Source organism: Amycolatopsis keratiniphila, from assembly GCF_000400635.2.
GTDB classification, from domain to species: Bacteria; Actinomycetota; Actinomycetes; order Mycobacteriales; family Pseudonocardiaceae; genus Amycolatopsis; species Amycolatopsis keratiniphila.
In genome coordinates this window covers 660622-676356 of sequence record NC_021252.1, presented here as the reverse complement: position 1 = coordinate 676356, position 15735 = coordinate 660622, and the positions used below count along the sequence as shown (strand labels likewise).

The 15735-nt window shown below is 67.9% G+C and carries 15 protein-coding genes; 4 read left to right on the top strand and 11 right to left on the bottom strand.

The genetic code is table 11. From position 1 onward, the window contains the following. Positions 1-59: 59 nt before the first annotated feature. From rpsG to AORI_RS83810, 3 genes are all read right to left on the bottom strand, one after another. On the bottom strand, positions 60-530 hold the full coding sequence (gene rpsG, locus AORI_RS44265; protein ID WP_007031033.1) for a 30S ribosomal protein S7: 471 nt from the start codon (positions 528-530) through the stop codon (positions 60-62). Further along, complete coding sequence (gene rpsL / locus AORI_RS44260) at positions 530-904, bottom strand: 30S ribosomal protein S12 (protein WP_003102113.1); 375 nt, start codon at positions 902-904, stop codon at positions 530-532. The genes rpsG and rpsL overlap by 1 nt, the downstream gene beginning before the upstream one ends. Before the next feature lie 323 nt (positions 905-1227). Then, positions 1228-1374, bottom strand: coding sequence for a hypothetical protein (locus tag AORI_RS83810; protein ID WP_016331086.1), 147 nt, complete (start codon positions 1372-1374; stop codon positions 1228-1230). Between the two features lie 191 nt (positions 1375-1565). Between AORI_RS83810 and AORI_RS44255 the strand changes: the two genes are divergently transcribed. The 4 genes from AORI_RS44255 (at position 1566) to AORI_RS44240 (ending at position 4443) form a co-directional block, all read left to right on the top strand. Beyond that, positions 1566-2138 (top strand): YbaB/EbfC family nucleoid-associated protein, encoded by a 573-nt coding sequence (locus AORI_RS44255; protein ID WP_016331085.1) that lies wholly within the window; start codon positions 1566-1568, stop codon positions 2136-2138. A 118-nt stretch (positions 2139-2256) separates the two neighbouring features. Continuing rightward, a complete protein-coding gene (locus AORI_RS44250; protein WP_016331084.1) occupies positions 2257-2616 on the top strand; it encodes an ESX-1 secretion-associated protein in 360 nt (119 codons plus the stop codon). Between the two features lie 15 nt (positions 2617-2631). Beyond that, positions 2632-3819, top strand: a complete 1188-nt coding sequence (locus tag AORI_RS44245; RefSeq protein ID WP_016331083.1) for a hypothetical protein — start codon at positions 2632-2634, stop codon at positions 3817-3819. Between the two features lie 3 nt (positions 3820-3822). Then, entirely contained in the window at positions 3823-4443 is a 621-nt protein-coding gene (locus AORI_RS44240; RefSeq protein WP_016331082.1) for a hypothetical protein, read from the top strand. A gap of 4 nt (positions 4444-4447) precedes the next feature. Here AORI_RS44240 and AORI_RS44235 read toward each other — a convergent pair whose 3' ends face one another. From AORI_RS44235 to AORI_RS44200, 8 genes are all read right to left on the bottom strand, one after another. Then, positions 4448-4942 (bottom strand): GNAT family N-acetyltransferase, encoded by a 495-nt coding sequence (locus AORI_RS44235; protein WP_016331081.1) that lies wholly within the window; start codon positions 4940-4942, stop codon positions 4448-4450. Between the two features lie 72 nt (positions 4943-5014). Further along, on the bottom strand, positions 5015-5506 hold the full coding sequence (locus AORI_RS44230) for a hypothetical protein (protein ID WP_016331080.1): 492 nt from the start codon (positions 5504-5506) through the stop codon (positions 5015-5017). 55 nt (positions 5507-5561) lie between these two features. Beyond that, entirely contained in the window at positions 5562-5795 is a 234-nt protein-coding gene (locus AORI_RS44225) for a hypothetical protein (protein WP_016331079.1), read from the bottom strand. 26 nt (positions 5796-5821) lie between these two features. Continuing rightward, entirely contained in the window at positions 5822-6055 is a 234-nt protein-coding gene (locus tag AORI_RS44220) for a hypothetical protein (protein ID WP_016331078.1), read from the bottom strand. A gap of 25 nt (positions 6056-6080) precedes the next feature. Then, entirely contained in the window at positions 6081-7841 is a 1761-nt protein-coding gene (locus AORI_RS44215; protein ID WP_016331077.1) for a hypothetical protein, read from the bottom strand. Between the two features lie 81 nt (positions 7842-7922). Beyond that, positions 7923-9767, bottom strand: coding sequence for a selenium-binding family protein (locus AORI_RS44210; protein WP_228688294.1), 1845 nt, complete (start codon positions 9765-9767; stop codon positions 7923-7925). 606 nt (positions 9768-10373) lie between these two features. Further along, positions 10374-11474 (bottom strand): serine hydrolase domain-containing protein, encoded by a 1101-nt coding sequence (locus AORI_RS44205; RefSeq protein ID WP_228688293.1) that lies wholly within the window; start codon positions 11472-11474, stop codon positions 10374-10376. Between the two features lie 325 nt (positions 11475-11799). Then, positions 11800-15711 carry a DNA-directed RNA polymerase subunit beta' gene (locus AORI_RS44200; protein ID WP_016331074.1) on the bottom strand — a complete coding sequence of 1304 codons (3912 nt, stop codon included), beginning with the start codon at positions 15709-15711 and terminating at the stop codon, positions 11800-11802. Positions 15712-15735 lie beyond the last annotated feature (24 nt).

Here is a 15735-nt window from a genome sequence, read left to right as displayed (position 1 = left end):
GTGTTCCCCTGTCTCAAAATTGGGGCCCGGCAAGGCTTTGATCGGCAGCCGGGCGGATATCACCAGCGGTAGTGCGCGAAGGCCTTGTTGGACTCGGCCATCTTGTGGGTGTCCTCACGCCGCTTCACGCTGGCGCCGAGGCCGTTGCTCGCGTCGAGCAGTTCGTTCTGCAGACGCTCGATCATGGTCTTCTCACGGCGAGCCTGCGAGAAGGAGACCAGCCAGCGGAGCGCGAGGGTGGTGGAGCGGCCCGGCTTGACCTCGATCGGCACCTGGTAGGTGGCACCACCGACGCGGCGGCTCTTCACCTCGATGGTGGGCTTCACGTTGTCGAGGGCGCGCTTCAGCGTGACGACCGGGTCGGTGCCGGTCTTCTCGCGAGCGCCTTCGAGGGCGCCGTACACGATGCGCTCGGCCAGGGACCGCTTGCCGTCCTTCAGCACCTTGTTCACCAGCTGGGTGACCAGCGGGGATGCGTAGACGGGGTCAGAGATCAGCGGCCGCTTCGGGGCCGGACCCTTGCGGGGCATTAGCTCTTCTCCTTCTTCGCGCCGTACCGGCTGCGCGCCTGCTTACGGTTCTTGACACCCTGGGTGTCGAGCGAACCGCGGATGATCTTGTAGCGGACACCCGGCAGGTCCTTCACACGACCACCGCGCACGAGCACCATCGAGTGCTCCTGCAGGTTGTGGCCTTCACCGGGAATGTAGGCGGTGACCTCGATGCCGCTGGTCAGCTTCACACGAGCGACCTTGCGAAGCGCCGAGTTCGGCTTCTTGGGGGTTGTGGTGTACACGCGAGTGCACACGCCACGCCGCTGCGGGCTCCCCTTGAGGGCCGCGGTCTTCTGCTTGGCAGCCTTGTCCTGGCGGCCCTTACGGACCAGCTGCTGGATCGTGGGCAATGGACCAGCTTTCTGTTCGCGATCTTGCTACTACGTGTTGTCTCCGGCCCCCGCGGTCGGGCGTGTCGGCCCGCGTCACGGTCTTGCGACCGGTAACTTCCCGTAGGGATTTTCCGTCGGATCCCGCGTGGGCGAAGCCTTCGGACCGGATGCCTGAGCACCCCGTCCGTGCCGCACGGCACACGGGACGGCCCGACGCCTGCCGGGCACGGTCTCCAAAGATACCCGGCCACTTCCGGACCGGCCAAATCGGGGGGTCGATAACTATATCGTGCCGGGCGGCACGCCGCGGCCACCCTGATGGAACGGCGTTTCGGCCGCTTTCATTCCTCTTCGGGCTTGGCGTGGTCGGCCCGGCCCGGGTGCGGGTCACGGGAAAGATCGATCAGCGGATGCACGGGAGCCCCCTCCGGCGCCGCGTGACTCCCCCGCCTGGGCTCCTCGGTGCTTTCCTGCTTCTCGGCGTCCACGACGCCCTCCCCTCGTTGGTGCTGATTCCGTACTTGTGGATCACTACTCGGCGAACCACGCTACCTATTCCCCTATCGGGTGAGCCGGATGGATCCGGGAACCACCCCGTCGCGTCGAACCGGTGAATGAGTCACGATGAGACTGGTCACAGCGCCGGCCCGGCCGTCGCACCGCACGATGGGGAGGCTCCATGTCCGCCGAGTTCGAGCAATTGGTCGCGCAATTCGACCAGTTCCAGTCGCAGCTCCGGAACGTCGACGATCGGCTCGCGAGCATCGGCGGCATGCAGGACGAGCTCAGCAGGATCGAGGCGACGGCGTCCTCTTCGGACCGTTCGGTGACCGTGGTCGCGGGGCCCGGCGGCGCGATCATGGACGTCAAGTTCACCGAAGACGCCCTTCGCCTGCGGCCGGACGCGCTTTCCGCGGCGCTGATGTCGACCATCCAGCAGGCCGTGGCCGAATCGGCCCGCAAGCAGGCGACGATCGTCGAAGAGCACATGGGCGACGACCTCAATCTGGTGGACCAGGTGCTGGAGACCCAGGCGGACCTGTTCGGCACCACCGTCGAGGAGATGCGGGCGCGGATGGACGAGGAGTCGACGTCGCGGCCTGCCGCCGAGCAGCAGTCCGACGACTACTCCGAACGTTCCGTCCTCAAGTCCGCCGACGAGCCGCAGCGGCCGCAGCCCTCGCCGCCCCCGGCGTCGAGCGGCTCGGACGGCGACCGTTTCCTGAAGAACCTCTTCGACGACGACCACTGATCGCGTTTAGCGGGCTAAACGCGATCCGAGGCTCTGGGAACCGCAGGCGGGGCAGCCGGGTCCAAGGCGCCGATCACGACGAGCCGCATCGGAAGGTGCGCGAAGGGAGGGACCGCCGATGGCCGGAGGGCATGAGGTGGTGATCAGCGCGCTGCGCACCTACTCGGGCAAGCTCGAGCAGGACGTCCGGATCCCGAACGAGGTCGGACGGCTGACGCAGCAGTCCGACGTCGGCGACGAGTCATGGGGAGTCGTCGGCCTGTTCGTGAAGCACGAATACACGTCGATGCTCACCGATCTGCAGGATCTGCTGATCGAGATGTCCGCGGGGCTGACCGCGGCCTCGGAGAAGCTCGGCAACGCCGCCACCGCCTACGAGCGGAACGAAGACGACAACGTCAAGGCGCTCAACGAAATCCTCAAGCTGCTGGAGCAGCCGGCGCAGTCGAGGACACCGAAGATGGGGCCGGCCAAGTAGCGAGGGGGACTGATCGTGGCCGATCAGAAGATCACCGGCGAACACACCAAGATCCAGATCAACGACTACAACCCGGACACCATCCGCACGGACAAGATGCTGACCTCGCTGCCCGGGCCGATCGGCAGTGGCTTCAGCACGTTCGACACCGTCAAGAAGGCGACCGCGGACGGGTTCCAGGCGAGCGACATCGGGACCATCGCGGCCAGCGGCGCCGGCTTCGTCAGCTCGTGCATGGGCGTGGCGGACATCGCCAGCGACCCGATCGGCTGGCTGGTCGGCCAGGGCCTCAGCTTCCTGATGAACGTGTGCCAGCCGATCCAGGACGCCATCCACATGGTGAGCGGCGACGGCCCGGCGCTGTCGAACGCGGCGGGCAACTTCAACAACATCGGTGTCTATCTGCAGGACTACAGCAAGAAGTTCGGCGAAGACGCGAAGACGTCGCTGTCGCAGTGGACCGGTGACGCGGCGAACGCGGCGGGCGAGAAGCTGGCGAAGTTCGCGCAGGGCATCGACGGGATCGCCGCGCAGGCCGGGGACATCGCCCAGCTGCTGCAGATCTCCAGCATGGTGATGACGGTGATCGAGGAGTTCATCAAGGCGATCCTCACCGAGTTCATCACCTGGCTGATCATGATCTGGATCCCGGCGCTGGCCGCGGCCGTCCCGACCTGTGGCGGTTCGACGGCGACGGCGGGCGGGCTGACGGCCACCCGCGCGGTCTCCACCACGTCGAAGGTGCAGAAGTTCCTGAACAAGCTCCGCCAGCTGCTCGACAAGATCAAGCAGTTCCTTGGCAAGCTCAAGGAGTTCTTCGGCAAGTGGAAGGGCAACTACAAGGAGCTGATGGCCCACAACAAGTCCACCGCGCAGCTGGCGGCCGGGCCGGGCGCGTCCGCGTGGGGCAAGTTCGCCTCGAAGGACGGCGCCATGGGCGGCAGGCTCGCGGACGGTTTCGGTGAGCGGATGACGTCGGCCACGAAGAAGGCCGCGTTGAACACCGTCGGCCTCGGCAAGGCCACGAATCCGGACGGCAGCTGGAAGACGCCGGAGACGGGCCGCGAGAAGGGCGAGGTCGCGGCGGGTGTCGCCGGGAAGGCCGGCACGTACACGTCGGGCGGGATCAAGGCAGGCCAGTACGGTTCGGTGGGTGACGACGAACAGACTCCCGAGGAAGCCTCCGACAATCTGGACTTCTGAGCCGTGACCGCGTGGATCATCGCCATCGTCGCGGTGGCGTTGCCGGTCGTGCTCGCCGCCTGGTGGATCCTCGCCGGGGCGGCGAAGAAACGCGGGCTGGCCACGTTGGCGCGGGAGCGGGGCTGGGACTTCTACAGCGGTGCCCGGCTCGGTGCCTCGGGCGGGCGGCACGAGCAGCCCGCGACGGGCCGGGCGCCCGCCCCGTTGCGGCGGGCGGGCGAGTCGATCGACCAGGCGGTGGTCGGCACACACCGGGGGAAGCCATTCGGTGTCTACCGGTATCACCGGTCGGGTGCCGGGTTCCGCCAGGACGGCACCCGCGAGTCCGGTTCGCTGCGGACGGTCGTGCACGTCGAGACAGGCGCGGCCATGCCGGACTGCACGCTCTCGATCAGCGGATCCGAAGTGGACTGCTCGAATCCCGCGTTCGTCCCGCGTCCCGAGGTCCGTGACTGGCTGACGGCGAACGCGGGCCGGTGCCGCGAGTTCCATACGTCCGGGCGGACGGTGGCGGTGGTGCCGAAGACGCTGCCGAGCGGGAAGCAGCTCCTGCGCACCTTGGACTACCTGGCCGACGTCGCGGACCGGGCCCCGCTTACCGCCACCCCGCCGGATCGCGTTTAGCGGGCTAAACGCGATCCGGGACTTCCAGGGACTTCGCGAAGAAGTGGTGGGCGAAGGGTTCGTCGTTGAAGCGCTCGACCTCCTCGTAGCCGAGGCGCGCGTACAGGGCCCTGGCCTCGACCAGGTCGCGACGGGTGTCGAGACGGATCAACGAGGCACCGAGGCCGCGGGCGACGTCTTCGGCGGCGGCCACGAGCAGCGCGGCACCGCCCTTGCCGCGTTCGGACTTCCGCAGGAAGACGCGGGTGAGCTCGGTGATGTCGGGCGAGGCGATCCGCAGCCCGGCGCATCCGGCGAGCACCCCGTCGCGCCGCGCGAGGAGGAAGGCGCCGGTCGGCGGGGTCAGATCCCGGCTGTGGTTCTTCTCGAGCAGGTCGTCGAGCTCCTCTTCGGTGACCTGGCGCTCGTAGAAGCGGGACGCGATTTCGTCCAGGTACTCGCGCAGCAGCTGAGCGGCGTCGGGGTGATCGACGGGGGTGACTTCGAAGCTCCAGGTCATGGCTACATTCTGCCGACCCTGGCCACCGCTTTTCCCCCGCCTCCGGATCGCGATTAGGGGGCTAAACGCAGGTCAGGAGGGGGCCAGGCGGCCGGCACAGGTGGCGACCTCGCCGGGGGCGGACTTCTCGGAGGTGACCACGGCGCCGCCCACGGCCACCCGGCACTCGACGGCACCCTCGCCCTGCCCCATCAACTGGACGGTCGGCGGGGTGCCGGTGTTCTTCCACGTGAGCTCCTTGCGCCACGGCAGCGTCACCTGCAACTCCTGGTGCACGAGCCCCAGCCCGTTGGAGTCGTAGACCACGGTCGCGGTCCCCGTCCCGGCGAGCTCGTACGCGATCCGCCAGTCGTTCGACACCGGCTGAGGCTGCGGCTGGCTGAGCGTCCTCGTGATCGTGCGGTCCGGTCCGCGCGACGGCGCTGCCTCAGTCGGTTCGCCGACCACGGCCACGGTCTCGGCCTGCGGCTCCTCGCCGCCGTTGAGCAGCACCACACAGGTCGCGAGCGCGGCCACCACGATCCCCGCGATGGCGATGCGCCCGATCAGTTGTCTGTCGGCCATCGGTCCTCCTCGCCGAAAGCGGCGGCGCGGCCCGTGAGCCGCGCCGCCACGGAAGTCAGGACGGCAGCAGCCGGCCGGGGACGCCGTTGAGCGACTGGATCAGCCCCAGCACCGGGACGCCGAGCGGCGCGAACGTCCAGATGTTGTTGAGATCGCTCGTGTCGGGTTCGTCGACGACCACGACATCGTTCGGGGCGTCCTGCGCGGCGAGCGCGGGAGCGGCCGAGCCGAGTACGACGAGACCGGCGAGCGCGGCGCCGGTGACCGCGCGGACGAAGGTCTTCTTCATGAGATTCTCCTTTGCTGGTAACGGTTTTACGAAATGGGCGTGATGATCCCGTAGATCGGGGCGAGGACGTCGGTCGGCACGGGGACGGTCGGGCCGAGCAGACCGCCGAGGTCCAGCCCCGGGATCAGCCAGACCGCGGGATTGCCGCCACCGGTGGGCAGACCCGGCAGCGGGTCGGCCGAGGCGACGCCGCCGGCGAGTCCGGACAGCGCCCCCGCGACGGCGAGCGGCAGCAGCACACGGGCCGCGATTCGCTTCATTTCTTCTCCCATTCTTTTGGTGAAATCACCGCAGTACCGAACTGACCGGCACGATCGTGCCGTCGGGGATCCATTGCCCCGCGTAGTTCCGGTCGGCGATCATCCCGACGGCGTGCGGTTCGCCCGGGTACATCGGCATGGCGTTGACCTGTGCCGCCGCGAAGATCTGGACATCCCCGCTGATCGACCGCCACTGGTCGCCCAGCCAGCTCCGGAACCCGCCGAGCGTGGGACTTTCGCCGCCGAAGGCGTTGCCCGCGGCGACGGCGAAGCTGACGGCGACCTGCTCACGCGGGTCGAACCTCAGCGGCACCGAAGAGCTCGCGACGGAGTTGACGATCGGCCCGTTCAGCAGCCAGGGCGCCAGGTACAGGCCGTATTGATGGGTCGGTTTGAGCCGCTGGGACTCGGCCGCGCGGGTCATCGCCGTGTAGCCACCCGCCCAGCCGGACACGACGAGCAGCGCGGTGTTCGGCCCCGCCTCGGCCTGCACCGGCAGGCCGGATCGCGCGGCGGTCTCGCGGACCAGCTTCGCGGCGGCCACACCGCGCGGCGACGCGTCCTCGACGAGGGTGAGCGCGGAAGGCTTGCGCCCGGCGAGGAATTCGACGAGTTTGACGAGAGAACCGCTGTCCTCACCGGAAAGCGCGTCCGCGGGGCAGGACGTGAGGACTTCGCGGCGGTCGGCGATCAAGCCACCCAGCGCGGCCGAAGCGCACTCGGGCGCGTCCGCGTCCTCGATGGCGAGGCCCGGCTCCTCCCCCGCGTCGACCTCGATCGTCGTCTTCTCCCCGCCGCGGCTGATGATCAGGTCGCTTCGTCCCTTCGGCAGGTCGACCTCGGCCCAGGTGCCCTCGGCGCCGGGGCGCACGATGGCCTTGCCGATCAGGCCGCCTTCGAGCCCGGCGGACAGGTCTTCTCCCGCGCTGGCGGGGAAATGGACGAGGTTCTTGCCTGGCCGCTGCGGGCTCACCAGCACGGGGAACCGCTGCTCACCGAGGGCGGCGTCCGCCAGCAGCGCGACACCGGGAGTCGGCAGCTTGGGCGGTTCAGGAATGGCCGCGAGAGCGCTCCAGGCGACGAATCCGACGGCCACGGCCGCCGCACCGAACCGATAGGCACGCGTGGATTCCTTGTCCGAGAAGAAGAAACCCGCGACGACGGTGGCGACGATCGGCAGCAGCGCGATCACCAGCAACGTCAGCCCGAAGAGCGTGCCGTAGATCCGGCGGTCGAACCCGAGCCCGGAGGAGAACAACTGCACCGTGCCCGCGACGACGAGAAGTCCGCCCAGTGTCAGGGAAAGCGGGCCGAGCCGGAAGTTCGTCTGGCGCCACTGCGCGGCAGGCACCCAGACGGAAAGGACGGTGACACCGAACCACAAGGCGGCGGCCGCGACGTAGACGGTGTCGATGGCGAATTCGACGCCTGTCCGCCCGAGCGAGGTTTCGAGCACCACCAACGCGGCGAGCGCGAGCGAGGCCCAGCGGCCCGCCGACGGCCACCGGATCAGGACGGGAATCGCCAGTGCCAGCACGAGATGCACGATCAGCGCGATGACGTTGACGTCGGTCGCGAAGGCGGAAACCGCGGCGAGCGCGGCGGAAATCCCGCCGAGGCCGGCGATGGTGAGACGAAGACGGCCGGGCAGTTCGCCCACCAGCGGGCGCAGGATCCCTGTGCCCGCGAGGAACGCGGTCGCCAGCAGAAGTCCGAGCCGGAGCAGGACGAGGGCGATGTCGGCTCCGGCCGAACCCGAGCTCGCCGGTATGACGTGGTGATCCATGGGGACCTTCTCCGAGCAGATCGGCGGAGCCGTGGGTGGCGGAGTGTGCCCGCCACCCACGACCTTCCGCGCCGAGCAGGGTTATTTGAGATCCGCGTCCGCCACGACGAACAGTTCGGAGTGCGGTTTGGCGTTGCCGAAGGACCCGTGCGGCCAGGTCTTCCGGTTGAAGTTGATCCCGACCTGTCCGGTGAACTCGTCCCGGAAGTTCCGGTCGACCGCGATCTTCCCGTCCTCGCCGAGGTTCAGCAGGTTGACCTTGTGGTCACCGTCCAAACCGGACCGGGCGACGAAGTAGTTCGACACCGCGAGGTGCTGCGGCTTGTCGGTTTCGTGGTAGTACCCGTCGTCACCGAGCACGAAGTTGTCGTACGCGCCCCAGTGCGGGCCGCCGCCGGGCGTGCCCGGGTTGATCGGCGCCGCGCCGACGACGGTCGGCAGATCGCCGCCACCGCCCTGCTGGGACTTCTCCTTGGTGTCGATCCGGCCCTTGATGTTCTCGACCTTGTCGCCGGCGGCGAGCAGCTTCTGGATGTCGAGGACGTACACGCCACCGGTGGTGCCGGGGTCGTCCGGGCCGAGCGCGCCCTTGGAGCGTCCGGTGATCGCGCGGTAGAGGTACTTGTCGTCGGGGCTGGTCTGGATCCAGCCACCGTTCGAGCCGCCGCCGTTGGAGTCGTTGTTCGGGTGGATCGCCTTGTTCGCCGCGCCGTCGTCGAACACCTGGATCCAGTGCGGCTCCTTGGCGGTGATGTCCGGCGTGTAGAACACCGCGCCACCCTGCATGGTCTGGGCGAACGCGCCCTTGTGGCCGGGCAGGTTGGTCACCGTGGTCTCCATGACCGCGCGGCTTTCCGCGTGCAGCGGGTCCGCGGGATCGGCCCTCGGGCCGTCCGGCAGGTACGAGACCGCCTTGAGCTTCGGCTTGTTGCGGTCGGAGATGTCCCACGTGCGGACGGTCGGCCGCCGCAGATACGGCGACGGCTGCTTCACCGGGTCGAGGATGATGTTCCGCGGCTCGGCGTAATCGCTGGTGACCAGGGTGTTGAGGTCCTCGCGCGCCTGGATGCCGTGCGGGTTGGCGCAGGTGGGCTTGTCCAGCTGCGGGAGGTTGTCGCACAGCTTCTTGTTGTCGCCCTGCGGCGTGGCGGCCGGCGACTCGGAAAGCACCTGCGCGTTCTGGTCGAAGCGGACGACCTCACCGGGGCTGCCGGCGAAACCGTTGCCCACCACGGTGGAGCCGTTGGCATAGGTGTGCGGGCCGGGCACGACCGGCCCGCCCATGTACGTGCCGTACGCCGTGCCGTCCTTGAGCACCCAGTACGCGTCCGGCACGGAACCGCCGAGGGTCTGGGTCGGGAGGCTGACCCCCTTGAGCTTCAGCTGCGGCAACGCGGAGACGTCGAAGGCGTACGTCGCCGCGGCGAACAGCGCGCCGGCGTAGATCGTGTCGCCCTTGTGCCACACGTACTGCATGTGGTGCGGCTCGTTCTCGACGAGCGGGCCGACGGTGGCGGTGTTGACGACCTTGCCGTACGTCGGCGAACCCTGCGTCGCGTCGATCACGGCGAGGAAGTCCGGACCGGGCAACGCGTTCTTGATCTTGTTCAACCCGCCGCCGAGCGAACCCGGCAGGTTCTTGATGTCCTTGACCAGGGTGTCGGCGATGTTCTCGTCACCGGCCCAGACCAGCAGCCACTTCTTGCGCTTGCCGTCCGCGCTCCGGGACGCCGCGACGTCCTTGGACACCAGATGGTTCTGGACCCAGTACTCCTTGCCGTCGGCCGCCTTCTTCGCGTCCTTGACGACCTGGACATCGGCGTAGGCACTCGTCGAGGAGCCGGTATAGGTCACCGTGCCCGCGGCGAGCGCCGCCGCCAAGGCGCCTATCACCACTTTTCGCCACTTGGGCGAGCTGGATAGCATTCTTTCTCCCTGTTTTCGCTACCGAAGCGCCAGACAATCGGCACACCTCTCCCCTATTTCGCGCAGACGTCACCGCACGAATCGAAGGGGAAAGCAATCAACCGCCGGTTCGCGCAGGGAACCGTTGCGGCACAGTGGAAAACGTCAGCGCGCGGGAACGAGCGCATCCGTTTCGGATACGCGAATCAGCCTGCGTCGCGACAAACCCGGAATAGGTCAGGAATCCATACACAGCGCGCTTGCTTGCTGCCGCAAGTCAACGTGCCGGCGCCACACCAAGGCGACTGGGGATTGCATGGGCGAAATACTCGTGTGAACCCGCCGGGGTGTCAATCTCGTGATCAAAGAATGAGACATGCCACGGCAGGGTGAATTTCCCACGATGCGGATGGGCCATTGAGCCGAATGGGTGGCGGTTTTCCGAGCAGTGGGAATTAGACCACTTGGCGGCACTACCGCAGGTCACAACGGACCAGTAACCTGCCCTCGACCCCTGGTGGTGACGTTATGAGTTCGTTACTAATCTCGGGAACTTCGCCGCGTACCGACCTGCGCCCGCCCGCCTCGGATCGCGATTAAGGGGCTAAACGCAGGTCGGCGGCGGGGTCAGGCGGGGCCGCAGAGGGCCTGGTGCTTGAGGGCAGCCAGGGCGTCGTCGATCGGGTGCGTTCCTTCGGCGTCCGGCTTGCGCCACCGCACGAAGTTCATCGCGGCGGAGAACTGCCGTCCGCCGTCGGGGCTGGCCCAGGCCATGGTCATCGCTCCCCAGACCGTGCCGTCGTGACCCCAGAAGACTCCGTGCCCCGGGATCTCGGTCTTGTAGAGGCCGAGCCCGTAGTCGATCAGCCGCCCGTCCTGCGCGATGACCGGGACGAGGCGCTGCATCTCCCCCAGCGAGGACGGGCTGACGATCTCCCCGTCCATCAGCTTGCGGTAGAAGCGGTTGAGATCCGCGACGGTCGAGACCAGTCCGGCGCCCGCCATCACCCAGGACATGTTGTAGACGCTGTAGTCGCGCGGCGGATCGATCGCCCCGAACAACGCCTCGTACATCCGCGAGTGCGGCTCCTCGATGTGCGGGCCGGCGGGGAAGCCGGTGTTCGTGAGGCCCGCGGGTTCGATGATGGCGCGGGCGATGTGCTCCTCCATCGGGACACCGGTCAGGTGCTCCAGCAGTTCGCCCAGGAGCAGGTAGTTAGTGTTGGAGTAGACGCCGGGAGTGCTGCCCGGCTCGCCGGTGGCGGGCGCGCCGACACCGATCGCGATCAGCTCGGCCGGGCGGAACTCCTGAAACCGGTTGTCGTCGAGGCTCTCGGGGGCGAGGTTCTGGAGTGACGGGAACGCGAAGGGCAGGTACTCGGCGAGGCCACTGGTGTGGTTGAGCAGCATGCGGATCGTGATCGCCCGACCCCGGTCGCCGGGGACCAGCAGCGGCAGGAAGTCGCCGATCGGCGCGTCGAGCTCGAGCCGCCCCGCCTCGACCTGCCGCAGCACCGCGGCCGAGACGAAGGTCTTGGTGATACTGCCGACGCGCTGCCGCATCCCGGCCTCGACGGGACGGCCGGTTTCGAGGTCGGCGACCCCGGCGGCGCCGCGCCGGATCCGCTCGCCCGCCCGCACCTCGGCGAACACCCCCGGCACCCCCGCCCGATGGACGTCGTCCAAGGCGGACCGCAGGTGCTTCGTGGCCGAGTTCTGTTCTGTCACAAGGGATTCCATATCGACCATCCTTTCGACCGGCGGTCCCGCGATCGCCCGCCATCCGTCGCGCATCCAGGCGGATACCGCACCGATCGTCGGCGGCACCCCGGCCGGATCGCGATTAGGGGGCTAAACGCAGGTCGGGCCGGGCAAAGGGAAAGCCCCCGGTCTGGGATGGACCGGGGGCTTTCTCGGGGGTGGTGAGTCAGATGACGTCGGCACAGGTGCCGGCCAGCCCGAGCCGCCGCTGCCCGTGCCCATTTCGGGTGACTGGAAACGGGAAGGGCCCCCGCCGGATCGGCGAGGGCCCTTCTCGTGGATTTCGCTTCGGTCAGCGGAAGTCGCGGCCGAAGTCGTAGTCGTCCAGCGGCACCGCGGCGCCCGGCGTCGAGCCGAACACGTCCGGGGTGTAGTAGCCGTCGTCGTAGGACGGGATCGCGTAAGCGGCGACCCGCGCCTCCTCGGTCGGCTGCACCTGGATGTTGCGGTACTTGTTGATCCCGGTACCGGCCGGGATCAGCTTACCGATGATCACGTTCTCCTTGAGGCCCACGAGCTTGTCCGAGCGGCCGTTGATGGCCGCGTCGGTCAGGACACGCGTGGTCTCCTGGAACGAGGCCGCCGACAGCCACGAGTCCGTGGTCAGCGAGGCCTTCGTGATCCCCATCAGCACCGGACGACCCGAGGCCGGCTCGCCGCCCTCGGCGACCGACGCGCGGTTCTTCGCCTCGAACTTGGTCCGCTCGGGCAGCTCGCCCGGCAGGAAGTCCGTGGCACCGGAGTCGATGATCGTCACGCGGCGCAGCATCTGCCGCACGATGACCTCGATGTGCTTGTCGTGGATCGACACACCCTGCGCCCGGTACACCTTCTGGACCTCGTCCACCAGGTGCATCTGCGCCTCGCGCGGCCCCATGACCCGCAGGACCTCGTGCGGGTCCGGCGTGCCTTCGAGCAGCTGCTGGCCGACCGCGACACGGTCACCGTCGCCCAGCGGGCCGTTCGGGGTGTTCGCGAGCCGCTGACGCTTGGACAGCTTGTCGAAGACGATCTCTTCGCTGCCGTCGTCCGGGATCAGCGTGATCTTCCAGAACCGCTCGCTCTCCTCGATGCGCACGCGGCCATCGACGTCGGCGATCGGCGCCTTGCCCTTCGGGACCCGGGCCTCGAACAGCTCCTGGACACGGGGCAGACCGGTCGTGATGTCGTCACCGGCCACACCACCCTGGTGGAACGTACGCATCGTCAGCTGCGTACCCGGCTCACCGATCGACTGGGCCGCGACGATACCCACGGCCTCACCGACGTCGACGAGCTGACCGGTCGCCATGGACCGGCCGTAGCAGGTGGCGCAGATACCGACGGCCGACTCGCAGGTCAGCACCGAACGCACCTTGACCTTGGAGATCCCGCTCGAGATGAGCTTGTCGATCGCCGGGTCACCGATGTCGTCACCGGCGTTGAGCACGACGTTGCCCTTGGCGTCGACCGCGTCGGTCGCCAGGTTCCGCGCGTACACGCTGGTCTCGACGTGCTGGTCGCGCAGGACCTTGCCGTCGCCGATGTCCTCGCCGATCGGCATGTTGATACCGCGGGTGGTGCCACAGTCGATCTCGCGGACGATGACGTCCTGCGACACGTCCACCAGACGACGGGTCAGGTAACCCGAGTCGGCGGTACGGAGCGCCGTGTCCGCCAGACCCTTACGGGCACCGTGCGTCGCGATGAAGTACTCCGCCACCGACAGGCCTTCACGGAAGTTGGCCTTGATCGGACGCGGGATGTACTCACCCTTCGGGTTCGACACCAGACCACGCATACCGGCCAGCGACCGGACCTGCGTCATGTTGCCCGCCGCGCCCGACTTCACGATCATCGCGATCGGGTTGTCGTCCGGCAGCGCCGTCTCCATGATCTTGTGGACCTCTTCGGTGGCCTGCGTCCACACCTTGACGAGCTCGTTGTTCCGCTCGGCGTGCGACAGCTGACCACGCTGGTACCGCTTCTCGACCTGGTCGGCCTTGCCTTCGTACTCGTCCAGAATGGCCTTCTTGCCTGCCGGGACGAGCACGTCGGAAATGGCGACCGTGACACCCGAACGGGTCGCCCAGTAGAAACCGGCGTCCTTCAGGCGGTCCAGGGTCTGCGCGACCTGGGTCATCGAGTAGCGCTCGGCGAGGTCGTTCACGATCGCGGCCTGACGCTTCTTCGGCATCGGCTCGTTGATGAACGGGTAGTCCGCCGGCAGCAGCTCGTTGAACAGCACGCGGCCCAGGGTGGTCTCGGCCAGCCACGCCTTGCCCGGCTCCCAGCCGTTCTCCGCGAGCCTCGCCTCGTCGGCCTTGGCGGGCTGACGGTCGGTGACGCGGATCTTGATCGGGGCGTGCAGGCTCAGCGCCTTGCGGTCGAACGCCATGATCGCCTCGGCGGGCGACGAGTACGCGTTGCCCGCGCCCTCGGCGTTCTCGTTCAACCGGGTCAGGTGGAACAGACCGGTCACCATGTCCAGACGCGGCATGGCGAGCGGACGGCCCGACGCCGGCGAAAGGATGTTGTTCGCCGACAGCATCAGGATGCGGGCCTCGGCCTGCGCCTCCGCGGACAGCGGGAGGTGCACGGCCATCTGGTCACCGTCGAAGTCCGCGTTGAACGCTTCACAGACCAGCGGGTGCAGCTGGATGGCCTTGCCTTCGACCAGCTGCGGCTCGAAGGCCTGGATACCGAGGCGGTGCAGGGTCGGCGCACGGTTCAGCATCACCGGGTGGCCGGTGATGACCTCTTCGAGCACGTCCCACACCTGCGGCCGCGACCGCTCCACCATCCGCTTGGCGGACTTGATGTTCTGCGCGTGGTTCAGGTCGACCAGCCGCTTCATGACGAACGGCTTGAACAGCTCGAGCGCCATGTCCTTCGGCAGACCGCACTGGTGCAGCTTCAGCTGCGGACCGACGATGATGACCGAACGACCGGAGTAGTCGACACGCTTGCCGAGCAGGTTCTGACGGAACCGGCCCTGCTTGCCCTTGAGCAGGTCGGACAGCGACTTCAGCGGGCGGTTACCGGGACCGGTGACCGGGCGGCCGCGGCGGCCGTTGTCGAACAGCGCGTCGACGGCCTCCTGCAGCATCCGCTTCTCGTTGTTCACGATGATCTCGGGCGCGCCGAGGTCGATCAGCCGCTTCAACCGGTTGTTCCGGTTGATGACCCGGCGGTAGAGGTCGTTCAGGTCGGAGGTGGCGAAGCGGCCACCGTCGAGCTGGACCATCGGGCGCAGGTCCGGCGGGATCACCGGGACGGCGTCGAGCACCATGCCGCGCGGGTCGTTGCCGGTGGCCTGGAAGGCCGCGACGACCTTGAGCCGCTTCAGCGCGCGGAGCTTCTTCTGCCCCTTGCCGTTGCGGATGGTGTCGCGCAGGCTCTCGGCCTCCGCGGCGACGTCGAACTCGGTGGCCAGCTTCTGGATGGCCTCCGCGCCCATGCCGCCGGTGAAGTACTCGCCGTAGCGGTCGACGAGCTCGCGGTAGAGCAGCTCGTCGGCGATCAGCTGGCGGGTGTCGAGCTTGGTGAAGGTCGTCCAGACCTCCTCGAGACGGTCCAGCTCGCGACCGGCGCGGTCACGCAGCTGACGCATCTCGCGCTCGCCGCCTTCCTTGACCTTGCGGCGGACGTCGGACTTGGCGCCCTCCGCCTCCAGCTCGGCCAGGTCGGCTTCCAGCTTCTGCGCCCGTGCCTCGATGTCCGCGTCGCGCTTGGTCTCGAGGTTCTTGCGCTCGACGCCGATCTCGTTCTCGAGGGTCGGCAGGTCGTTGTGCCGCAGCTCGGTGTTCACACCGGTGATCACGTAGGCCGCGAAGTAGATGATCTTCTCGAGGTCCTTCGGCGCCAGGTCGAGCAGGTAGCCCAGGCGGGAGGGAACACCCTTGAAGTACCAGATGTGGGTGACGGGAGCGGCCAGCTCGATGTGGCCCATCCGCTCACGGCGCACCTTGGCGCGGGTGACCTCGACGCCACAGCGCTCGCAGATGATGCCCTTGAAGCGGACCCGCTTGTACTTACCGCAGTAGCACTCCCAGTCCCGGGTCGGGCCGAAGATCTTCTCGCAGAAGAGGCCGTCCTTCTCGGGCTTGAGCGTCCGGTAGTTGATGGTCTCCGGCTTCTTCACCTCGCCGAAGGACCACTGACGAATGTCGTCGGCGGTGGCGAGGCCGATGCGGAGCTCATCGAAGAAGTTGACGTCCAGCACGTCTTTACATCCCCTTGGGGTTGA